Annotated in this window: 21 protein-coding genes; 11 read left to right on the forward strand and 10 right to left on the reverse strand. The window is 74.2% G+C overall.

The features are described from left to right. Nucleotides 1–47: 47 nt before the first annotated feature. From F593_RS0106095 to F593_RS0106110, 4 genes are all read left to right on the forward strand, one after another. Nucleotides 48–233 carry a hypothetical protein gene (locus F593_RS0106095; RefSeq protein ID WP_022927872.1) on the forward strand — a complete coding sequence of 62 codons (186 nt, stop codon included), beginning with the start codon at nucleotides 48–50 and terminating at the stop codon, nucleotides 231–233. A gap of 73 nt (nucleotides 234–306) precedes the next feature. Further along, nucleotides 307–1,473 (forward strand): aminotransferase class I/II-fold pyridoxal phosphate-dependent enzyme, encoded by a 1,167-nt coding sequence (locus tag F593_RS0106100; protein ID WP_022927873.1) that lies wholly within the window; start codon nucleotides 307–309, stop codon nucleotides 1,471–1,473. Nucleotides 1,474–1,499: 26 nt separating this feature from the next. Then, a complete protein-coding gene (locus tag F593_RS0106105) occupies nucleotides 1,500–2,378 on the forward strand; it encodes an HhH-GPD family protein (protein ID WP_022927874.1) in 879 nt (292 codons plus the stop codon). A 97-nt stretch (nucleotides 2,379–2,475) separates the two neighbouring features. Continuing rightward, nucleotides 2,476–3,456: a DivIVA domain-containing protein gene (locus F593_RS0106110; protein WP_022927875.1), complete on the forward strand. Its 981-nt coding sequence runs from the start codon at nucleotides 2,476–2,478 to the stop codon at nucleotides 3,454–3,456. 135 nt (nucleotides 3,457–3,591) lie between these two features. Here F593_RS0106110 and F593_RS0106115 read toward each other — a convergent pair whose 3' ends face one another. Further along, complete coding sequence (locus tag F593_RS0106115) at nucleotides 3,592–4,437, reverse strand: class II fructose-bisphosphate aldolase (RefSeq protein WP_022927876.1); 846 nt, start codon at nucleotides 4,435–4,437, stop codon at nucleotides 3,592–3,594. A gap of 89 nt (nucleotides 4,438–4,526) precedes the next feature. On the opposite strand from F593_RS0106115, the gene F593_RS22860 reads away from it, so the two are divergent. From F593_RS22860 to F593_RS0106130, 3 genes are read left to right on the forward strand one after another with little or no spacing between them, the layout of a single operon-like run. After that, the gene (locus F593_RS22860; protein ID WP_022927877.1) at nucleotides 4,527–5,879 is read left to right on the forward strand and encodes an FGGY-family carbohydrate kinase; all 1,353 of its coding nucleotides are present in this window, start codon (nucleotides 4,527–4,529) and stop codon (nucleotides 5,877–5,879) included. Then, nucleotides 5,869–6,657, forward strand: coding sequence for a DeoR/GlpR family DNA-binding transcription regulator (locus tag F593_RS0106125; RefSeq protein WP_028721478.1), 789 nt, complete (start codon nucleotides 5,869–5,871; stop codon nucleotides 6,655–6,657). The genes F593_RS22860 and F593_RS0106125 overlap by 11 nt, the downstream gene beginning before the upstream one ends. Next, nucleotides 6,654–7,622: a 1-phosphofructokinase family hexose kinase gene (locus F593_RS0106130; RefSeq protein ID WP_022927879.1), complete on the forward strand. Its 969-nt coding sequence runs from the start codon at nucleotides 6,654–6,656 to the stop codon at nucleotides 7,620–7,622. The genes F593_RS0106125 and F593_RS0106130 overlap by 4 nt, the downstream gene beginning before the upstream one ends. A 71-nt stretch (nucleotides 7,623–7,693) precedes the next feature. Here the strand turns inward: F593_RS0106130 and F593_RS0106135 are convergent, their stop codons facing one another. Then, entirely contained in the window at nucleotides 7,694–8,626 is a 933-nt protein-coding gene (locus F593_RS0106135) for a carbohydrate kinase family protein (protein ID WP_022927880.1), read from the reverse strand. A gap of 62 nt (nucleotides 8,627–8,688) precedes the next feature. Between F593_RS0106135 and F593_RS22865 the strand changes: the two genes are divergently transcribed. Further along, nucleotides 8,689–9,852 carry an MFS transporter gene (locus F593_RS22865; RefSeq protein ID WP_022927881.1) on the forward strand — a complete coding sequence of 388 codons (1,164 nt, stop codon included), beginning with the start codon at nucleotides 8,689–8,691 and terminating at the stop codon, nucleotides 9,850–9,852. A 68-nt stretch (nucleotides 9,853–9,920) separates the two neighbouring features. Continuing rightward, nucleotides 9,921–10,757, forward strand: a complete 837-nt coding sequence (locus tag F593_RS0106145) for a sugar phosphate isomerase/epimerase family protein (RefSeq protein WP_022927882.1) — start codon at nucleotides 9,921–9,923, stop codon at nucleotides 10,755–10,757. Nucleotides 10,758–10,785: 28 nt separating this feature from the next. Here the strand turns inward: F593_RS0106145 and F593_RS0106150 are convergent, their stop codons facing one another. Then, entirely contained in the window at nucleotides 10,786–11,385 is a 600-nt protein-coding gene (locus F593_RS0106150) for a TetR/AcrR family transcriptional regulator (protein WP_022927883.1), read from the reverse strand. 143 nt (nucleotides 11,386–11,528) lie between these two features. Between F593_RS0106150 and F593_RS0106155 the strand changes: the two genes are divergently transcribed. Both F593_RS0106155 and F593_RS0106160 read left to right on the forward strand, forming a co-directional pair. Further along, the gene (locus tag F593_RS0106155; protein ID WP_022927884.1) at nucleotides 11,529–12,443 is read left to right on the forward strand and encodes an NAD-dependent epimerase/dehydratase family protein; all 915 of its coding nucleotides are present in this window, start codon (nucleotides 11,529–11,531) and stop codon (nucleotides 12,441–12,443) included. 265 nt (nucleotides 12,444–12,708) lie between these two features. After that, the gene (locus F593_RS0106160) at nucleotides 12,709–13,818 is read left to right on the forward strand and encodes a hypothetical protein (RefSeq protein ID WP_157251608.1); all 1,110 of its coding nucleotides are present in this window, start codon (nucleotides 12,709–12,711) and stop codon (nucleotides 13,816–13,818) included. Between the two features lie 74 nt (nucleotides 13,819–13,892). On the opposite strand, the gene F593_RS0106165 is transcribed toward F593_RS0106160, so the two are convergent. The 7 genes from F593_RS0106165 to F593_RS0106195 all read right to left on the reverse strand — a co-directional run bounded on the left by F593_RS0106165 (nucleotide 13,893) and on the right by F593_RS0106195 (nucleotide 21,014). Then, nucleotides 13,893–14,939, reverse strand: a complete 1,047-nt coding sequence (locus F593_RS0106165; RefSeq protein ID WP_169449155.1) for a LacI family DNA-binding transcriptional regulator — start codon at nucleotides 14,937–14,939, stop codon at nucleotides 13,893–13,895. Nucleotides 14,940–14,949: 10 nt separating this feature from the next. Next, the gene (locus F593_RS0106170; RefSeq protein WP_022927885.1) at nucleotides 14,950–15,774 is read right to left on the reverse strand and encodes an ABC transporter permease; all 825 of its coding nucleotides are present in this window, start codon (nucleotides 15,772–15,774) and stop codon (nucleotides 14,950–14,952) included. After that, entirely contained in the window at nucleotides 15,767–16,690 is a 924-nt protein-coding gene (locus F593_RS0106175; protein ID WP_157251610.1) for an ABC transporter permease, read from the reverse strand. The genes F593_RS0106170 and F593_RS0106175 overlap by 8 nt, the downstream gene beginning before the upstream one ends. 29 nt (nucleotides 16,691–16,719) lie before the next feature. Next, nucleotides 16,720–17,943 (reverse strand): polyamine ABC transporter substrate-binding protein, encoded by a 1,224-nt coding sequence (locus F593_RS0106180; RefSeq protein ID WP_084629530.1) that lies wholly within the window; start codon nucleotides 17,941–17,943, stop codon nucleotides 16,720–16,722. A gap of 28 nt (nucleotides 17,944–17,971) precedes the next feature. Next, nucleotides 17,972–19,060, reverse strand: a complete 1,089-nt coding sequence (locus F593_RS22870) for an ABC transporter ATP-binding protein (protein ID WP_022927888.1) — start codon at nucleotides 19,058–19,060, stop codon at nucleotides 17,972–17,974. 185 nt (nucleotides 19,061–19,245) lie between these two features. Next, nucleotides 19,246–20,274 carry a LacI family DNA-binding transcriptional regulator gene (locus F593_RS22875; protein WP_022927889.1) on the reverse strand — a complete coding sequence of 343 codons (1,029 nt, stop codon included), beginning with the start codon at nucleotides 20,272–20,274 and terminating at the stop codon, nucleotides 19,246–19,248. Between the two features lie 56 nt (nucleotides 20,275–20,330). Then, nucleotides 20,331–21,014, reverse strand: coding sequence for a hypothetical protein (locus F593_RS0106195; protein ID WP_157251612.1), 684 nt, complete (start codon nucleotides 21,012–21,014; stop codon nucleotides 20,331–20,333). Nucleotides 21,015–21,076: the final 62 nt, after the last annotated feature.

Here is a 21,076-nt window from a genome sequence, read left to right on the forward strand (position 1 = left end):
GCGAGGATGGAACCCACGCCCCGTTCCCCCGTCCCGAGGATCATCCCGTGCCGTACGACCGTCGTTTCCCCGCCGCCCCGCAGCTCGAGGTCATCCACGCCGCCGACGAGACGGTGCGCGCCGAGCTGATCGCCCTGCCCGTCGTCCGGACGGAGCTCGGTGACCACACGGTCGGCGCGCCCGCCGGCGTGCTGTCACCCGAGGGCCTCGGCGAGCCGCGCCCCGCCGCCTGAGGCGGGCCCGCCCCACGGTCCGGGCGAGGTCCCGAACCGACGCGTGCGCCGGCCCAGCGCCTACGCTGGCTCGATGCCGCACGCCACCGCCGCGCGCCTGCGTCCGTTCGGGACGACGATCTTCGCCGAGATGACCGCGCTGGCCGCCCGCACCGGCGCGATCAACCTGGGCCAGGGGTTCCCGGACGAGGACGGTCCGGTCGAGATCCGGCGCGCCGCGGCCGACGCCCTCCTGGCCGGCCCCAACCAGTACGCCCCGGCTCGGGGCCTGCCCGTGCTGTGCGAGGCGATCGCCGCGCACGCGGCCCGCTTCCACGGCACCACGCTCGACCCCGAGACGCAGGTGCAGGTCACCGTCGGGGCGACGGAGGGCATCGCCGCGTCGCTGCTCGGGTTGCTGGACCCCGGCGACGAGGTGATCCTCGTCGAGCCGTACTACGACTCCTACGCCGCGATCGTCGCGATGGCCGGCGCCACGCGCCGCACCGTCGGGGTCCGTCCGCCGCACTTCGCGCTGGATCCTGACGAGGTCGAGGCCGCGGTCGTCGCCTCGGGCGGGCGCGCGCGAGTCCTGCTGCTGAACTCGCCGCACAACCCGACGGGCACGGTGCTCGGGCGCGAGACGCTCGAAGCCCTCGCCCGGATCTGTCGCGAGCACGACCTCGTGGCCGTCTGCGACGACGTCTACGAGCACCTCGTCTACGACGGCGAGCACGTGCCGCTGCACACGCTGGAGGGGATGGCCGAGCGCACCCTGACCGTCTCCTCCGTCGGCAAGACGTTCGCCCTGACGGGCTGGAAGGTCGGGTGGGTCACGGGTCCGCCCGACCTCGTCGCGGCCGCCGCGACCGCGAAGCAGTTCCTCACCTTCTCCGGCCACGGCCCGCTGCAGCAGGCGGTGGCCCTCGCGCTCGGCCTGTCCGACGGGACGTACGCGGCCACCCGCGACACGCTGCGGGCCAAGCGCGACCGGCTCTGCGCGGGGCTCGAGTCGGCCGGGCTCACGACGTTCGTGCCGGCGGCGGGGTACTTCGCGGTCGTGGACGTCGCCTCGATCGGCGAGGCCGACGGCCACGCCTTCTGCCTGGCCCTGCCGGAGCGCGCCGGGGTGGTCGGCGTGCCGGTGTCCGTGTTCTGCGACGACCCCGAGCTGGCTCGCACCCTGGTGCGCTTCGCGTTCCCGAAGCGCGAGGCCGTCATCGACGAGGCGGCGAGCCGGCTGGCGGGGCTCGCACGGTGACGGGGGAGACGGGCGCCGTCCCGAGGGTGCCGGTTCCGGCGGGTGCGCTGCCCGTCGGTCCGCCGCCGGCCGACCCGCCGCCGGCCGACCCGTCTCCCGTCGACCGCGACGCCGCGCGCGACGCCGTCCTGCGCTGGTACGGGGAGGTCGCGCGGGATCTGCCCTGGCGGCGCACGGAGGACCCCTACGCGATCCTCGTCTCCGAGGTGATGCTCCAGCAGACGCAGGTGTCGCGGGTGCAACCGCGGTTCGAGGCGTGGATCGACACCTGGCCGACGGTCGAGGCGCTCGCCGCCGCGGACCGGCGCGAGGTGCTCGCCGCGTGGGTGGGGCTGGGCTACAACTCCCGCGCCGTGCGGCTGCAGGAGGCCTGCCGGGTGGTGGCCCGCGACGGCTGGCCGGGCACCGCGGCCGGGCTGCGGACGCTCCCGGGCATCGGCCCCTACACCGCCGCGGCGGTCGCGTCCTTCGCGTGGGGCGAGCGGGTCGCGGCCGTCGACACGAACGTCGTCCGGATCGCGCAGCGGCTCGGCCTCGGGACGCCGCAGGAGCTGCTGCCCGACGACGAGCGCGCCGCGACCTGGAATCAGGCGGCGATGGAGCTCGGTGCCACCGTCTGCCGGGCACGCGTCGCCGACTGCCCCGCCTGCCCGGCCTCGGCGTGGTGCCGCTCGGCGCACCGGGTCGTCGTCCCGCCGCGCGCGGCGCGCGGCACGCGGACCCGGTTCGAGGACACGGACCGCTTCGTCCGCGGCCGCGTCGTGGCGGCGCTGGCCCGGGACGAGGCGCTGCCCGAGGGGATCGCCCCGGAGCGGCTCGAGCGGGCCATCGACGGGCTCGTCCGCGACGGCCTGCTGCTGCGGACCGACGACGGGCCCGCGCTGGCGGGATCGCCGCCCGGTTAAGGAACGTCCGCGAATCGGCGGTATGCAGCCGGTTCTCCGCTAGATTGCGGCTCGGCCGGGTCGGCATCCTCCGCCCGCGCAGAGAGGACCCGAGCGAGTGTCACTGGACCGTCAGACCATCGAGAAGCGCGACTTCCCCATCTCGCGACGGGGCTACGAGACCGTCGCGGTGGACGGGCACCTGGCCCAGATCGCGCGCGAGGTCGAGGAGCTGCAGGCGCGCGCCGAGGCAGCCGTCGCCCCGTCGGCGGCGTCCCTCGCGAGCAACGCCTCGGAGCAGGTGCGCAGCATCGTGCAGGCGGCGGAGTCGACCGCGGCTGAGATCGAGCGTCAGGCCCGGGAGCAGACGGACGCCACCCGCGAGGCCGCCGAGCGCGACGCCCGCCACACGCGCGAGTCCGCGACGGCCGAGGCCTCGCAGCACGTCGCCGCCGTGCAGGAGGCCACCGCCTCCATGCTCAGCCGCGTGACCGCCCTGGAGTCCGAGGTCGGCGCGCTGCTCGCCCACCTGCGCACCACGGCCACGAGCATCGGCACCGACCTCGCCGCGCTCCGCGGCCAGGTCGCCGAGATCGGCGGGCTCGGCTCGGGCTCCGGCGGGGCCACGGCCTCATCGGCCGGAGCGTCCGTCGGCGCCGCCCCGACCGCCGGCGGCGCGACCGCCGCCGGGCCGTCCGACGCCTCCGCGCCGCCGGCCGCCCCGGAGTACGCGCCCGGCCCGCCCGAGCCCGTCCCGACGCCCCTGCCCGTACCGCCGGAGGTCGTCGCCGCGGCCACGGACGGCGCCCAGGCGGTGCCGCTGCCCGACGTCGGAGCGGACCCGTCTGGTCCCACGGCGGCCCAAGCCGCAGCGGTCTTCCCGCCCGAGCCCCCGGCCCCGGCGCCGGCGCCCGACGACGACACCGTCGCTCCGCCGCCCACCGAACGCAGCACGGACGAGGCCGGTGCCCGCATGGTCGCCCTGAACCTGATGCTCGACGGCGCGCCCCGCGAGGAGATCGAGCGGCACCTCGACGAGCGCTACGTGCTCGGCGACCGCGGGGCGCTGCTCGACGACCTCTACGCCCGCCAGGGCTGAGCACGGCGCGGCCCAACGCGCCTGGCGCTGCACCGCACTGCACTGCGCGGCACTGCGCGGCACCGCGCGGCCGCGGTCTCAGGCGTCGGGGCCCTCGCGGCGCGGCCCGGCGCGGCCCGGCGCGGCCGGGTCCGCTCAGGCGCCCGGGCCCGCGAGCGCTCGCGCCGTCCGCTCGGCCGCTGCGGCCATCGCGTCGCGGCCGGCGGCCAGGTACGGCCGCGGGTCCACCAGATCGGGGTCCGCGGCGAGCGCCGCGCGGACGGCGCCGGTCATCGCGACGTTCAACAGCGTGCCGACGTTGACCTTGCAGATCCCCGCCGCGACGGCGCGCTCCAGCTCGTCCTCCGGGACGCCGGAGGAGCCGTGGAGCACGAGCGGCACGTCGACGGACTCCCGCAGCGCCGCGATGCGCCCGTGGTCGAGGCGGGCGGAGCGCTCCGTCATCTTGTGCGAGCTGCCGACGGCGACCGCGAGGGTGTCGACGCCGGTGCGCGCGACGTAGACGGCGGCCGCGGCGGGGTCGGTGCCGGGACCGGGCGCGTGCACACCGTCCTTCCCGCCGACGGCGCCGAGCTCGCCCTCGAGCCACAGCCCGTTGCCGTGCGCCCACGTGGCCGCGTCGTGCGTGGCGGCGACGTTGTCCTCGTCCGCCGCGCAGGAGGCGTCGAACATGACGGAGGAGAACCCCGCCGTCGCCGCGGCGCGCAGCAGCGCGGGATCCTCGACGTGGTCCAGGTGCAGCGCGGCGGGCACCGCGGCGCCCTGGGCGACGGCGGCCATCGCCGCCGCGATCGGGGCCAGCGCGCCGCCGTGGAACCGCACGGCGTTCTCGCTCAGCTGCAGGATCACCGGGCGGCCGGCGGCTTCCGCCCCGGCGACGATCGCCTCGGCGTGCTCCAGCGTGATGACGTTGAAGGCCGCGACGCCCCGGCGATCGGCGCGCGCCGACCTCAGGACCTCACGGATGTGGACTGCGGGCATGCGCTCCTCGTGACCTTGACAAACCCAACGATTCGCAACAGTATCCACACGATCGCACCGCAGCAACCCCGCAGAGAGCCGGACGCCCGATGAGCGGCGTCCTCCTGGGCCTGGACGTCGGGACGACGTCCGTCAAGGCCGTCGCGATCGACGAGACCGGCCGGCAGCGCGGCGCCGGCCGTCGCCCGACGCCGTGGACCGTCGTGCCGACGGGAGCTGAGCTCGACGCGCTGGAGCTGCTGGCGGCGGTGCGCGGCGCCGTCGAGGACGCGGTCCGCACCGCCGGCACGACGCACGCCGCCGCGATCGGCGTCGCCAGCATGGGGGAGTCCGGGGTGCTCCTGGACCGGGACGGGCGGCCGGTGGCCCCGGTGGTCGCGTGGCACGACCGCCGAGACGTGGCCGAGGTGGCGCAGCTCGCCGACGACCTCGGCGGTGCGCGGTTCTCCACCCGCACGGGCCTGCCCCTCTTGCCGCAGTGGAGCCTGACGAAGCACCGCTGGGCCGTCGACCACGACGAGGCGACGGGCCGCGCCGTCCGGCGGCTCGGGGTGGCCGAGTGGATCGTCCGGGCCCTGGGCGGCGACGAGTGCGCGGAGCAGTCCTTGGCGTCGCGCACGGGCTGGCTCGACCTGCCGGGCCGCGCCTGGTGGCCCGAGGCGCTCGCGTGGTCCGGCGCCGCGGAGGGGCTGCTGCCCTCGGTCGTCCCGGCCGGGTCGCCGCTGGGCGTCGTCACCGACGCGGGCGGCTGCGGGCCTCTGGCCGGGGCGATCCTCACCGTCGCGGGCCACGACCACCAGGCCGCCGCCGTCGGCGTGGGCGCCGCCGGCCCGGGCGACGAGCTCGACTCGTGCGGCACCGCCGAGGCGCTGATCCGCACGATCGAGCCGCACCTGCCGGCTGCCGCCGTGGCGCGGCTCGTCGCCGCAGGTACCACGGTGGGCTGGCACGCCGCCGCCGACGCCTGGTGCGTCCTCGGGGGGACGCAGGGCGGCCTGCTGATGGGGCGCGTCCTCGCGCACCTCGGGATCGGTCCCGACGGCGTCGCGGCGCTCGACGCGGTCGCCGAGGAGCGCGCCGACCTTCCCGTCCCGCGGGTGCGTGCCGCGGAGGACGGCGGCCTCGAGATCGACGCGGGCCCCGGCGCCCTCGAGGCGGAGCCCGCGGACCTGTGGCGGGGGGCGGTCGCGGCCGCCGCGGCCGAGGCGCGCCGCCTGCACGACGCGATCGCGGAGGAGGTGGGCGGGGCGCGGCGCGTGGTGGTCACGGGCGGCTGGGCCCGTAGCGCGACCGTCCGCCGGGCGAAGCGCGAGACGCTCGGGGCCGTGACGCTGCGCGCCGGCGGCGAGCCCGGCGCCCGCGGCGCCGCGCTGCTGGCCGGCCTGGCCGCCGGCGTCTACGGCGACCGCCACGAGTTCCCGGAGGATCCCGATGGCCTCTAGGGCGGAGGGTGTGCGCGCCCCGTTCTCGGCGGAACGCCGGCAGCTCATCCTCGACGAGCTGCGCGGCTCCGGCCGGGTCGGCGCGGCCGAGCTGGCGCAGCGCCTGGGCGTCACGGGCGAGACCGTCCGCCGCGACCTCGTCGCGCTCGAGCGGGAGGGGCGTCTGGCGCGCGTCCACGGTGGGGCGGTGCCCGCCGACGGCACGGCGGCCGAGCCGGCCGTCTCGGCCCGCGTGAGCCACGAGGCGGAGAAGCGGAGGATCGCCCGCGCGGCGCTGCGACACCTGCCGGCGACGGGCTCGGTGCTCGTCGACGCGGGGTCGACCACGGCGCACCTGGCGGAGCAGTTCCCCGACCGCGCCGGCCTCGTCGTCTTCACGAACGCGCTCCCGATCGCCGCGCTCCTGCTCGAGAAGCCGCAGCTCGAGGTCCACCTCATCGGCGGGCGCCTGCGCGCCCCGACGTCCGCGGCCGTCGGCCCGTGGGCCGGCCGGGTGCTGCGGGACCTGCACGTCGACGTGCTCTTCGCGGGGACGAACGGCGTCTCGCTCGCCCGCGGCCTCACCACGCCCGACCCGGAGGAGGCCGAGGCGAAGGCGCTCATGCTCGCCGCCGCCCGCCACCGGATCCTGCTCGCGGACCACACGAAGCTGGGCGCCGAGCGGCTCTGCCGCCACGGCAGCCTGGACGACGTGGACCTGTTCGTGACGGACGCCGGCATGCCGGAGGACGACCTGCGGGCCCTGCGCGACGCGGGCGTGGAGGTCGAGGTCGCGTGATCGTCACGCTGACCCCGAACCCCAGCCTGGACCGCACGGTGCACCTCGACCGGCTCGAGCGCGGGCACGTGCACCGCGCGCGGCGCGAGAACGAGGAGCCCAGCGGCAAGGGCGTGAACGTGACCCGCGCGCTGGCCGCCAACGGGGTCCGCTCCGTCGCGGTGCTGCCCGTCGGCGGGGCGGCGGGGGAGGAGATCGCCGCCCGGCTCCGTGCGGCCGGCGTCGCGCACGTCGGCGTGCCCGTGGCCGGCGCCGTGCGCGCCAACGTCTCGCTCGTCGAGGCGGACGGCACCACGACGAAGATCAACGGCCCCGGACCCGCGCTGTCGGCGGACGAGAACGCAGCCCTGCTCGACGCCGTCGGGCGGGCCGCCGCCGACGGTGCCGCCTGGGTCGTCGGCGCGGGCAGCCTGCCGCCGGGTGCCGACCCGGCGCTCTACGCCGCGGCCGCCGAGGTCTCCCGCGACGCGGGCGCCCGCTTCGCCCTGGACAGCTCCGGCGCGGCCCTCGCGGCCGGGCTCGAGGGCCGTCCGGACGTCGTCAAGCCGAACGTCGACGAGCTCGCCGAGGCGGTCGACGCGCCGGTCCTGACCGTCGGCGACGCGGTCGCCGGAGCCCGGGCGCTCCTGGCGCGGGGAGCGCGCACCGTGCTCGTCAGCCTCGGACCGGACGGCGCGCTGCTCGTGGACGCCGAAGGCGCACGGCACGCCGAGGCCGAGGCCCCCGTCGTCCGCAGCACCGTGGGCGCGGGCGACGCGCTGCTGGCCGGGTACGTGGCGGCGCCGGACGGCGCCGACCCCCTGCGCTGGGCGCTCGCGTGGGCGACGGCTGCGGTGGGCGTGGAGGGGAGCGCGGTGCCCTGGGTGGGGGCGGAGGGCCTGGCGCGGGTGCGGATTGGCGTCCCGGACGTCGCGCGCGAGTTGCGCGATCCCGCGCTGTGCCCGGCGGTGCCCTCCGGACGCTGAGGACGGACCCGAACGTTCAGCGTCGCGCCCGGGCCCGCTGCGCCGGCGCGGAGGTGGGCGGGACGAGCCCGCTAGAGCTCGCTGCGGCGCGGCGGGTCGGCGCCCGGCCGCGTGCAGGTGCGGGCGGCCACGAGGCAGGCGAAGGTCGCGGCCTCGACGACGAGGTCCGTCCGGCCCAGCCCTTCCCGGCCCAGGCCGCGCTCGTGCCACCAGGCGACGAAGCCCCCGAGGAACGCGTCGCCCGCGCCGATGGTGTCGACGACCTCGACGCGCGGCGCCTCGACGGCCAGCGTCTGCCCGCCCGCGACGACGAGCGCGCCGTCACCGCCCAGGGTCACGAGTCCGACGGCGTCGGAGCGGTCCCGGAGCAGGTCGCGCATCGCGTCGGCGGGGGAGAGACCCGGTCGCAGCCAGGCCAGGTCGTCGTCGCTGGCCTTCACGACGTCGGCGCGGCGCAGCACCCGCTCCAGCCGCGCGCGGTACGCGGGCTCGTCGGGGATCGCGGAGGGCCGGCAGTTCGGGTCCAGCAGGACGAGCGTGTCGTCGGCCGCACCGGCGACGAGGCCCTCGAGGGTGTCCGCGACGGGCTGAAGCACCAGGCCGAGCGTGCCGACGCAGAGCGCCGCGACCCGGTCGGGCAGGACGGACGCGGCCTCGGCCGGCGTCAAGCCCGCGGCCGAGGTGCTGTCGACGTAGAACCCGTAGCGGGCCGCGCCGTCGCTTCCGACGTCGGCGAGCGCGAGCGTCGTCGGATCGTCCGTGAGCACCGCGGTGGAGAGGTCCACGCCGTCGGCCAGGAGGGCGCTCTGCAGCCGGCGGCCGAAGCGGTCGGAGGAGAGCCGGCCCAGGTACGCGGCGGGCGCCCCGAGGCGGGCGGCGGCGCGGGCGGCGTTGAACGGGCCCCCACCGGGGTGGGCGTCCAGCGCGTCGTCCGGGCCGAGCACGAGGTCGACGAGCGCCTCGCCCGCGACGACCACGGGACCTGCTGCGTGCCGCTCGTCCATGGCGGGTATGGTAGCGCTATCAGTCGACGTCATCGCCCATCCATCATGCCGGAGCGCGCGCCGTGTCCGTGAGTGCCGTCCGCACGCTGGCCCGACCAGGGGTCGGCGCCCTCGTCGGGAGCTCGCTCCTCGGCCGCATGCCGCTGGGGATGACCCTCGCGCTGCTGCTGCTCGTGCGGGAGTCGACGGGCTCGTTCGGCCCCGCCGGCGTCGTCGTCGGGGCCTTCGGCCTGGCCACCGCCGCGGCCGCACCGCTGCTCGGCCGCCTCGTCGATCGCGCGGGGCAGATCCGTGTGCTGCTGCCGTGCGCCGTGCTCGAGTCCGCGATCCTCGTGGGCCTCGTCGTCGCGGCGCGCGCCGACGCGCCGATCGCCGGCATGGTCCTGCTCGGGGCGGCCGCGGGCGCCGTCCTGCCGCCGATCTCGGCCTGTCTGCGCGCGCTGTGGCCCGAGATCGTGACGGACCCGGACGAGCGCGAGGCCGCCTTCGCGCTGGACGCCACCGTGCAGGAGGTCATCTGGACCACCGGCCCGCTCGTGGCCGGCGGCATCATCACGGTCTTCTCGCCGTCCGCCGCCGTGCTGCTGATGGCGTTCGTGACCCTGGTGGGCACGGTGTGGTTCGTGAGCCTGCCGTTCTCCCGGCGGTGGGTGCCCACGAGCACGGGGAGCTCAGGGCTCCTGCGGGTGCCGGCCATGCGTCTGCTGCTCGTGACCGCCCTGCTCGCCGGGTTCGCCATGGGTGGCCTCGAGGTCGGGCTGCCGGGCCTGGCGGAGGAGCTCGACACCCCGGCCGCGACCGGGCTGCTGCTCGGCCTGGGCAGCTTCGGCAGCCTCGTGGGGGGCCTGACCTACGGCTCCCGGGTGTGGGGCTCGCCCGTGGCGGTCCGGTATGCCGTGTTCCTCGCGCTGGCGGCCCTCTTCACGGCACCCCTCGCGGTCGTGCCGAGCCTCGGCCTGGGTCTCGCCGTCGCGTTCCTCTCCGGTCTCCCGTGGGCGCCGACCCTCTCCTGCCTCTACTCCCTGACGAGCCGGATGGCTCCGCAGGGCGGGATCACCGAGGCGTTCACCCTCTCCGGGGCCGCGATCGCCGCCGGGGGCGCCGGGGGCGTGGGCCTCGCCGGGTGGCTGGTGGACCTCGGTGGCTCGCCGGCGGCGTTCGCCCTGGCGGTGGCCGCGGCGGCGGCCGGATCTGCGGTTGCGGTGGCCGGTCGCAGCCGATATTGATAGCGCTACCACATGACCTGTGGCCGGCCGGGCCCTCGCCCGGCCGCCGTCTCCCGAAGAGGATCCTCATGCCCCGACTCGACGCGTCGCAGATCAGCGCCAGCAACTTCAGCTACCTGCGGTTCCCCCTCGAGCGTTGGCTCGACGACATGGCCGAGCTCGAGGTGCAGAACGTCGAGCTGTGGGGCGTCTCGCCGCACCTCTACGTCGAGGACGCCCGGCCGGCCGACGTCGAGCGCGTGCGCGCGGCGATCGCCGCGCGCGGGCTGAACCTCACGTGCTTCACGCCCGAGCAGGTGATGTACCCGATCAACATCGCGGCGCGCGAGGACCGCATCCGCGAGCGCAGCGTGGAGTACTTCTTCAAGTGCGTCGAGGCCTGCAACGGCCTCGAGTGCCCCAAGCTCTTCCTGACCCCGGGCTGGGGCTACGTCGGCGAGGACCAGGACGAGATCTGGAAGCGCTCGGCCGACTCCCTGCGCCGCATCGTCGAGCGGGCCGCCGAGCACGGCGTGACGGCGGTGCTCGAGGCGCTGCAGCCCGTCGAGTCGCACGTCATCAACAGCTCCGCCCAGCTGTGCCGGATGCTCGACGAGGTCGGGCACCCGGGGATGAAGGCGGCGGTCGACGTCCCGGCGATGGCGGTGGCGGGGGAGACCGTCGCGGACTACACGAGGGCCTTCGGCGCCGACCTGGCGCACGCGCACTTCGTCGACGGCGCGCCCGACGGCCACCTGGCCTGGGGCGACGGCGAGCTGCCGATGGAGCGCTACCTGCAGGAGTTCGCCGAGGGCGACTTCACGGGCTACCTCTCCTTCGAGCTGATCGCCTCGCGCTACTGGCTGGACCCGCTGCCCCCGGTGCGCCAGAGCATCGAGCGCATCAAGGCCGCGCTGGCGGCCTGAGCGACCCCCCGGCGCCCGCGCGGGGGGGCTACGCCCCGGGGGCGGCGCTGCGCCAGCCGTGGAGGATCGCGCTCAGCGCCTGCACGGCCAAGCGCCGGGCGCGCTCGTTGCCGACGGTGTCGAGGACGCCGAGCGACGCCATGCCGTGCAGCGTGCCCCAGACGATCTCGCAGGCGTCGGAGAGGTCGCCCAGGTCCACGGCGTGGTGGCCCGACCAGGCCGTCAGCATGTCGCGCAGGAGGTCGTGGGCCGGCTCGGCCAGCGCCCGGCGCTCCTCGCCGCCGACCGCGGTGCCGTTCATCACCGCGTAGAGGTGCGGGTGGTCCCCGGCGAAGTGCACGTATGCCTCCGCGGACTCGAGCATGCGCCGGTCGACGTCCGCCTGCCCGAGGGCGTGCTCCAGCTCGGTCGCCATCGCGCGGTGCCCGTGGGCCACGATCTCCTGTAGCAGCGCGTCCTTGTTGGCGAAGTGCTGGTAGATGACCGGCGCCGTGTACTCCATGTCGGTCGCGACGCGGCGCATTGTCAACGCCGCCACGCCCTCCGTCTCGAGGACGCCGACGGCCGTCTCGAGGATCCGGTCCCGCAGGTCCGCCCGCTCACGGGCGCGTCGTGTGCTGCTCGGCATCGTTCTCGATTCTCGCGGTCTGTCGGCAGGGCTGCCTCGAGCGGCCCAGGGGCGCCGTGCTAGTCTAACGCTGTTAGATGTTCTACCGACGTTAGAAGGCACCATGCAGCAGCACCTCACCCGCACCGTCGAGGGATCCACCCATGGCTGAGCACGTCGTCCTCGGGGCCGGAACGATCGGCACGAACGTCGCGCGCCTGCTCGCCGAGCGCGGGGAGAGCGTCCTGATCGTCACGCGCAGCGGCTCCGGGCCCGAGCACCCGTCCGTGCAACGCGTGGCGGCGGACGCCTCTGACGCCGCGCGTCTCACCGAGCTGACGCGCGGCGCGAAGGTCATCTACCACGCGGCGAACCCCGCGTCGTACACGGAGTGGGAGCGCGTGCTGCCGCCCCTGCAGACGGCGGCCATCGCGGCGGCGCAGGCCAACGACGCCGTCCTCGCCCTCACCGGCAGCCTCTACGCGTACGGGCCGCAGCCGGGCGGGCGGATGGACGAGCACACGCCGATGAGCGCCGTCGGGCGCAAGGGCCGCCTGCGCCGGCGGCTGTGGGAGCAGGCGCAGGCCGCCGACGTCCGGGCGCTCGAGGTCCGGGGCTCGGACTACGTCGGCAGGGACGCCGTCGGCATCTACTCCATGGTCCTCGGGCCGGCCCTGGAGAGGGGCAAGACCGCGTGGGCGCCCGCCCACCTCGACATGCCGCACACCTTCACCTACAACCGCGACATGGCCCGGGCGCTGGTGGCGCTGGCCGCGGAGGACCGGGCGTGGGGCCGTGCCTGGCACGTCCCCTCCCCGCCGGCGATCACGGTCCGCGAGCTCGCCGAGCGCTCCGCGGCCGCCGCCGGCAAGCCCCCGCTGAGGCTCGTCGGGATGCCGCGCTTCGTCATGCGCGCCGCCGGCGTGGTCGTCCCGATCGCCCGCGAGGTCGCGGAGATGGACTACCAGTGGTACGCGCCGTTCGTCATGGACGCCACGGAGACCGCGCGCACCTTCGGCCTGACGGCGACGGACCTCGACGTCGTCATCCGCGACCAGGTCGGCGCCACCGCGCCCTGAGTGCCGGATCCCGCCCCGAGAAGCTCGGGGCGGGGCCCTGGCCTGGACATGACCTTCGTCGCAGGGACGAGGACGGAACCGCCGGCGGGTGAGGACGTCGCTCCCCCTCGGAGCCGGTGCAGCATGATGGGCTCGGCGGAGCCCCGCGATGGGGCTGCGCTGTACACCCGCGTGAGAACAGCGAAGACGCTGCTTCGAGACGGCGGGTTCGGCTCCGAAAGAGGGACATCCATTGAGGCTTGGCGCAGAACAGCTGGTGCGGGCCGTGTCGCTCGCTGCGGAGATCATCGACGATGCGATCGCCGCTGTGGATCGGGAGGAACCGCGGGTGCTCGTGTTCGAGTTCGAGGCCGGACGCGGGCCCGCGGGTTTCAAGGAGGCGCGGGCCGGGGCGGTGGTTGAGTGGGTCGAGCTGACCGCCGACGAGATCGTGGAGAGCGAGGGGCTGGAGTTGCACCTCCTGGGGGACCCCTTCGAAGTGCAGACGAGCTGGAACGCCGACACGTTGCTCCCCCAGGGTGCGTGGGATGCCGTCGCGGAGGACCCGGCGGGCGAGATCGGCCTGGAGCGGTTTCCCGGGCGCCCGACCTGGGGTGAGTGGCTTGCCGTAGCCGCCTGCGGTGCGGTCAACCAGGAGCTGGCGCATATTGAGAGCGGAGCTTCCGCGCCGGGAGTCGTTGCGGTCCTTCCCGTCTTCGTGGGCGACGACGGGTTGCGGACCCTCGCGCTGCTGGCCCTGGCCGTCGACGGGACGCAGGCCAGTCGGCTTGGGTTGGATGCGGGACGACCGTCGGCGCCTGGGCCGGCGGCGGGAGGTTCCGAGCCGAGCATGACGCCGCCGGGCGACGCCGCGATCCGCGCGGTGATCGAGGCGGCGATCCGCGAACGACTCCCGGAGATCGACACGGGGTTCGGGGCCCGTGAGCCCTACGTCGTCGCCGTGCCGATCGCGGCACCGGGGACGCCGGACGGCGGCGATGCCGGTGCGGGCCGGGTCGGCGGCGTGCGGGCGGAGTCGCTGGAGACGTGGGGCCGCATGCGCGCTGCCGGTGAGGGCCTGGAGTTCTTCGATTGGTCCATGGTCATCGATCCGCCGCGGGGCGCGCATCGGTGGATGACGGAGGACGCGTGGGACGCGAGGGCCACCGGTCCGTCGCTGTGGGACGGCCCGGCCGGACTGCCCGATGGGGTGACGCGGGGAGAGCTGCTCGTGGTCGAGGCCTGTCGCGCGATCAACGCCGGGCTCGAGCTCGACGACGCGCCCCAGGGCGGGCTCGTGGCGGTTCTTCCGATCTCCCTCACCGGTGACGAGGGCGATGAGGACGTCGCCCGCGCAGCACTGAATGGCACGCAACGTCGGGTCCTGGGGCTTTGACGCACCACCGCACGGAGTAGCCCCCGCCTCCTACCGCCCACCCCGCCCCGAGAAGCTCGGGGCGGGGCCCGTACTCAATGCCCCGCCGGCGGGGCGCAGGAGTCGCGCACGGTGAGGCGCGTCGGGACGCGGACGAGGTCGACGGCCGTGGGGTCGTCGCCGTCGCCGTCGGCCGGGACGAGGCGGCGGACGAGCCGGCGCATCGCCTCGGCGCCCAGGCGCTCCGTGTCCTGGCAGACGACGGTCAGCTCGGGCGAGGTCAGCTCGAGCGGGTCGAAGCCCAGGACGGAGAGGTCGTCGGGGACGCGCAGGCCGAGGCCCTGGGCGGCCCGGAGGACGCCCATGGTGACGCTGGCCTCCGACGTCAGCGTGGCGGTGGGCTTCGCCTCCGTCAGCAGCTCGGTGGCCTCGCGGGTCACGGTGTCGACGTGGTAGTCGCCTGCCCGCAGCAGCCGGGGGTCGAACGGCACCCCGGCCTCCTCGAGCGCGTCCCGGTAGCCCCGGTAGCGCTCGACCGCGGAGCTCTTGTTCAACGGCGAGGACAGGTACGCGATGGAGCGGTGGCCGAGGCCCAGCAGGTGCCGGGTCGCGTTCAGCGCTCCCGCGTGGTTGTCCGACACGATCCGCGCGCCCGGGACGCCGTGCACGATGCGGTCGAGGGTGACGACGGGGATCGCCGCGGCGACCTGGCGCAGCGCCGCGTTGTCGCCCGCGGCCGGGGTCACGATGAGACCGTCGACCATCCGGGCGGCGAACGCCCGGACGAGCTCGTCCTCGACCTCGGGGCGCTCGTCCGAGTTGCCCAGCAGGGTCAGGTAGCCCGCCTCGTGGGCCACGTTCTGGATCGAACGGGCGACCGAGGTGAAGAAGGGCACCTGGATGTCGGAGACGACGACGCCGATCACGAGCGTGCGGCCCGTGGTCAGGCTGCGGGCGTTGAGGTTCGGCGCGAAGCCGAGCTCGTTGACGACCGACAGCACGTGGTCCCGCGTCTCCGGGTGCACCGACTCGGGGGCGTTGAGGGCGCGGGAGACGGTCGCCTTCGACACGCCCGCCTCGCGGGCGACGTCGGCGATCGTCGCCCGTCCGGAGGGGCGGCGTCCCGGTGCGCGTCGGCGCACCGGGACCCCGTCAGCCGCGGCCATCGGCCGGCTCCCCGCTCTTGCGGGTCACGAACCACATCGCCCCGGCCACGCCGGCCGCCACGACCAGGAACATCACGGTCGAGATGGCGTTGACCGCCGGCGTGACGCCGAAGCGCACGTCGTTGAAGACGGCCATCGGCCAGGTCTCGTTGTCGCCCGAGGCGGTGAACACCGAGAGCACGTAGTTGTCGAACGACATCGTGAAGGACAGCAGCGCGCCGGCCACGATGGCGGGCAGCAGTCGCGGCAGGGTGACCTGCACGAACGTCTTGACCGGTCCGGCCCCGAGGTCGAAGCTGGCCTCCTCGAGCGAGCTGCCCATGCCCGTGAACCGCGAGCGGACGATGAGCACGACGACCGCCGAGCTCCAGACGACGTGCGCCATCAGGATCGTCTTCCAGCCCAGCGACGGGAAGAACGAGAAGCCCTCGTGCGCCTTCACGAAGAAGATGCGCGAGGCGACCGCGATGACGATCTCCGGGACGACGAGCGTCAGGAACACCAGGACGCTGAAGGGGACCTTCCACTTCGAGCGCGCCCGACCCAGGGCCAGCGCCGCGGCGGTGCCCAGCAGCGTCGCGATGATCGCGTTGAGCACGGCGATCTTGAGCGAGAGGCCCAGCGCCTTCTGGTAGCGCGGGGTTTCCCACGCGCGGGTGAACCAGTCCAGCGTGAAGCCCGTCCAGTTCGAGACCGCCTCGTTCGCGTTGAACGAGTAGGCGATCACGACGGCGATCGGCAGGTACAGGAACAGCAGTACCAGGATGCCCCAGCCGGTCAGCAGCCGGCGGCGGGTCGCGGAGTCATTCACCGAACTGCTCCTCTTTCAGGGCCGACACGACGTAGAGCACCACGAACGCGGACAGGATCAGCATCAGGGCGATCGAGACCGCCGAGCCGAAGGGCCAGTTCGAGGCGCCGATGAACTGCCCCTGGATGACGCTGCCGATGAACAGGAAGCGGCCGCCGCCGAGCATCTGCGGGATGACGTACTCGCCGGCCATCGGGATGAAGACGAGCAGCGTGCCGGCCATGATGCCCGGGCGGGTCAGGGGGAGGGTGATCTGGCGGAAGGCGCGCCAGGGCGTGGCCCCGAGGTCCTTCGCGCCGTCGACGAGCGTCCAGTCCATGCGCTCGAGCGAGGCGTAGACGGGCAGGACGAAGAGCGGGAGGTAGCCGTAGACGAGGCCGATGAGGATGGCCTTCCACGTGTAGAGGATGTCGATGCCCAGTGCCCCGGCGAAGGCGCCGTTGCCGTCGAGGATCAGCTTCCACGCGAACGTGCGGATCAGGAACGACGTCCAGAACGGGATCATCACGAGCAGGACGACGAGCATCTTGCGCTTCGAGCTGACGTGCCGCGCCATCCAGTAGGCGAGCGGGAACCCGACGAGCACCGTCGCCAGCGTGCCGCCGGCGGCCAGCAGGAAGGTCTGGACGAAGACGTCGAGGTACAGGCCGTCGAAGACCGCCTCGAAGTTCGAGAGGTTGAACCCGAACGCGTACTGCTCGCCCGCGAAGCTGTCGGCCTGCGTCGCCAGCGCGAACGCGACGAGCAGCAGCAGCGGGGCGACGAAGATGACGAGGTAGTACGTCAGCAGCGGGGCGGCCAGCCACGCGGGGTAGCGCGGGCCGGTGGCCTTGCCGCCGCGGCGGCGGGGCTTGGCCCCGCCCACCGCCGCCGCGGGGGGCGGCGGCGTGGGGGACGGCGCGGACGTGGTGCTCACGTCCGGGCCGGTCTGCAGGTCCGGTGTGCTCACCGCGTCGCCCGGAACTTCTCGTAGGCCTGCTGTCGGAGGTTCAGGACCTTCGGGGTCGGCGAGAGGATGAACGTGTACTTCTGGATCTTCTCCGACGGCACGTTCACCAGCGGGTTGTCGCGGATCTCCTGGGCCCCGGGGAGCTCCCACGTCTTCGCGTTCGGCGTGGCCGCACCGGTGAACTTGATCTCGCGCAGGTCGACCTTCGGGTCGAGCACGTAGTTGATCCAGGCGTGCGCGGCGACCGGGGCCTTCGCGTCGGCGAGGATGCACCAGTTGTCGGCCCAGCGCTCGGCCGGGCCGTCCGGCGCCACGCACGTGACGTCCTTGTTGGCCACGGCGATCTTCGCCATGTCGGTGCTCCAGCCCTGGCCGAGGACGATCTTGCCGGCCTCGCTGTCGGCCTGGTACGTCGACGCGTCGAGGGTCTTGATCGACTTCGCGAGCGGCTGGAGGAACTTGACCGCCTTGTCGTAGTCGGCCGGGTCCTCGCTGTCGGGGTTCAGGCCCATGGCGATCATGGCGTTGCCGATGATCAGCGTGGTGCCCTCGAGCATGTTCGTGCGGCCCTTCGCGGCGGCTGCGGGCAGCGCCTCGAAGAACTCCATGAGCGTCTTGGGCTGCGTGTCCAGGACGTCGTTGCGGTAGTAGAACCCGGTGTAGCCCCAGTTCTTGACGACGCTGAACTTGTTGCCCTTGTCGTAGTCCAGGTCCTTCCACGCCGGGTCCAGGTTCTTCAGGTTCGGCAGCAGGGAGTGGTCGAGCTCGCGCAGGTGCCCGGCCTGGCCGAGGGCGGGGATGGAGTTCTGGCCCGGGACGATGATGTCGTAGTCGCCGCCGCCGGCCTTGACCTTGGCCTCCATCTCGTCGGTCGAGGCGTAGTACGTCTCCTTGACCGTCGTGCCGGCGTTGGCCTTCATGAAGGCCTTGATGTCCTTCGGGTCGACGTAGTCGGCGAAGTTGTAGATCAGCAGGTCGCTCTCGAGCGGCTTGCCGGCCAGGCCGGAGGCCGCGGCCTTCGTGCTCGTACCGCCGCCCGATCCGCCGCCGCAACCGGCCAGCACCATCGTCGCCAGGGCGCCGAGGCCGAGGGCCTCGCGGCGCGAGACCTGCAGGCCGTGGTCCTTCATGGAACGCCGCGAGAGGCTCGCAAGGCGATCCATACGAGGCTTCATGGACTCCGGGGCCAGGACCCGGATCTCGTCGTTGCCGTGCTTCATGGTGGTCTCCTTCGTGGGTGCCCGGGCGCTACGCGGCGAGCAGGATCGGGGCGCTGGCCGACCAGCTGAGGTGGATGTGGTCGCCCGGGACGAGGTCGTCCACGTCGGCGTCCGTGCCGGCGCGGGGGACGACGGCGGTGAGGGTGGTGCCGTCGGCCATCTCGGCGACGAGCTGGATCTGGCTGCCGAGCTGCAGCCGGGTGACGACGGTGGCGGCGACCCGGTTGGGGCCGTCGAGATCGGCGACGACGCGGACCTTCTCCGGCCGGATGCCGACGAGGACGTCGCCGGAGGGGTGGACCCCGTCGACGGGCGCGGCGACGGTGCCGGAGGCGACGTCGATCGTCGCCACGCCACCGGAGACGCCGCGGACGGTGCCCGCCATGGTGTTCATCTCGCCGATGAAGCCGGCGACGAAGGCGGAGGAGGGGCGGTCGTAGACGACCTCGGGCGCGTCGAGCTGCTCGATCTTCCCGTTGCACATGACCGCGATGCGGTCGCTCATCGACATCGCCTCGCCCTGGTCGTGCGTCACGTAGACGAACGTGATGCCGACCTCCTGCTGGATGCGCTTGAGCTCGACCTGCATGTCCTTGCGGAGCTGCTGGTCCAACGCGCCGAGCGGCTCGTCGAGGAGCAGCACGCGGGGCTCCATGACGAGCGCGCGGGCCAGGGCGACGCGCTGCTGCTGGCCGCCGGAGAGCTCGCGGGGCTTGCGGCCCTCGCGGCCCTCGAGGTGCACGAGATCGAGGGCGGCCTGGGCGCGCTTGCGGCGCTCCGCCTTCTCGACGCCCCGCTGCTTCAGGCCGTAGGCCACGTTGTCCAGCACGGTCATGTGCGGGAACAGCGCATAGTGCTGGAAGACCGTGTTGACGTCGCGGCGGTACGGCGGGACGCCGACGGCGTCGTCGTCGCCGATCAGGATCGAGCCCGAGGTGGGCTGCTCGAACCCGGCGATCATCCGCAGGGACGTCGTCTTGCCGCATCCGGACGAGCCCAGCAGCGAGAGGAACTCGCCCTTGCGCACGTCCAGGTCCAGATCGTCGACCGCCACGACACCGCCGAAGCGCTTCGTGACCCCGCGAAACCGCACGTCGAACTCCGTCTCCACGCTCATCCGCGTGTCCCTGCCCCTCGTCGCGACCGCCGGTAAGACGGTCTGTGGTCCGCTTCACGTAACCGGTTCCAGCAACCGGTTTCGGGCAAGGTAACAGCGAGGTCACGGGGCTGCAAGCGCGAATTGATACCGCTCTCACACCGGAACTCCTGGCCGGCGGGTGGTACCGGCCGGCGGGGGAGCTGCTAACGCGCGCGGGGTGCTGCGCAGGAGCCGCGCACCACGAGCTCCGTGCTCAGACGAACCCGCCGACCGGGACCCGTCGCGCCGCGCAGGCGTTCGAGCAGCAGGCCGGCGGCGCGGCGCCCCAGCTCGACCACGGGCTGCGCGACGACGGTGATCGGCGGCTCGATGAGGGGGAGCCAGTCCGTGTCGTCGAACGCGACGAGCGAGAGGTCGTCCGGGATCCGCAGGCCCAGGCGGCGGACGGCGCGCAGGGTGCCGCTCGTCATGAAGTTCTCGGTGGCGAAGACCGCGGTCGGGCGGTCGGGGCGGTCGAGCAAGCGCATCGCGGCGTCCTCGGGGTCGCCGTTGCCGGAGTGCCCGTGGGCGATGAGCGACTCGTCCGGCTCGATCCCCGCGTCACGCAGCGCGGCGCGGAATCCCTTCAGGCGCTGCGAGGTCGACGAGATGTCGCCGGGGGCGGAGACCACGCCGATCCGCTCGTGACCGAGCTCGAGCAGGTGGCGGACGGCCCGGCCGGCGGCGGCCGCGTTGTCGACCCCGACGCTGTCGACGTCGAGCCCGCGGACGGTGCGGTCCAGCAGCACGAGCGGCTTGCCGACGGCCTGCGTGCGGCCCTCGCCGAACGAGCGGGAGGGGGCGACGACGAGCGCGTCGACCCGGGTGCTGAACGCCTCGATCGCCCGCGCCTCGCGCTCCGGGTCCTCGTCCGAGTTGGCCAGCAGCAGCGTGTAGCCCTCGGGCTCGAGCACGTCGGCCACGCCGCGCGAGACGGCCGCGAAGTACGGGTTCTCGATGTCGCCGACCACCAGGCCGACGGTGCGGGTGGAACCCGACGCCAGGGCGCGGGCGACGTCGTTGCGGCGGTACCCGAGCGCGGCCGCGGCGGCCTCGACCTTCTCCTTCGCCTTCGCGCTGACGTAGCCGTAGTCGCCCAGCGCGCGGGCGGCGGTGGCGAAGGACACGCCGGCCTCGCGGGCGACGTCGTTGACGGTCGGCGTGGCGGCCGGCCGGCCCGCGTCCTTGCTCATCCGCGGGGGAGCCTATCGGCGGGGGTGGCGGGGGCCGTGGACCCCGGCGGTCAGGTTCAAGGAAGAAGAGCGGACCGTGGCGAGTCAGCCTCGGTCCAGTACGCGACCGGGGCGAACGCCCCGCCGTAGCCGCTCGGACGCGGCGCGGATGGTGCACTCCCGATCGCGAGGGAGTACTGCTCGATCTGGTTGCCTGTCGCGAGCACTCGCACGCGGCCCCCAGGGTCCATGGAGTAGACGGACACCACCGCGCTCTCGCGAGTGGGGTAGTCCGGGTAGACCGTGTGGGTCCATGCGACAGCGCCCGAAGCCATCACCTCTATCGCACCGAGATGCAGCGAGTCGTCGGGCAGGCGCCATGTCCCGCGCACCCGGCGCTTCGCGACGTCGATGACCCGGATCTCTCCGCTGCATCCGGCGACGTCGATCTTCGGACACGTGCTACGGCCCATCACGGCGTACGGGCCGGCAGCATCGACGCCTGCAGATGATTCGTCCGGGTAGTCCACGGCGCCGATGCGGAGCGGGCGCTTTCCACCCCACCGGCACGCGTAGTAGACGTCGCCGCCGCCGACGCGCTTGGTGAACACGAAGAACGCGCTCGACGCGTTCGCCATCGTGCGGCGATCCGCCGTGCACGTGGCACTCCGCGACGCGGCCGGTGCGGGCGAGGGGTCCGCTCCGATGACGATGGCGCCGCACAACAGCAGTGCCACGATCGTTCGCGCTGTGGTCTTCATGTCCTGACCTCCAAGGGTTTGGCGTGCGCCTTGTGGGCGTCGGACCGTCCGTGTGCACTGTA

This window comes from Patulibacter americanus DSM 16676 (genome assembly GCF_000420025.1).
GTDB classification, from domain to species: domain Bacteria; phylum Actinomycetota; class Thermoleophilia; order Solirubrobacterales; family Solirubrobacteraceae; genus Patulibacter; species Patulibacter americanus.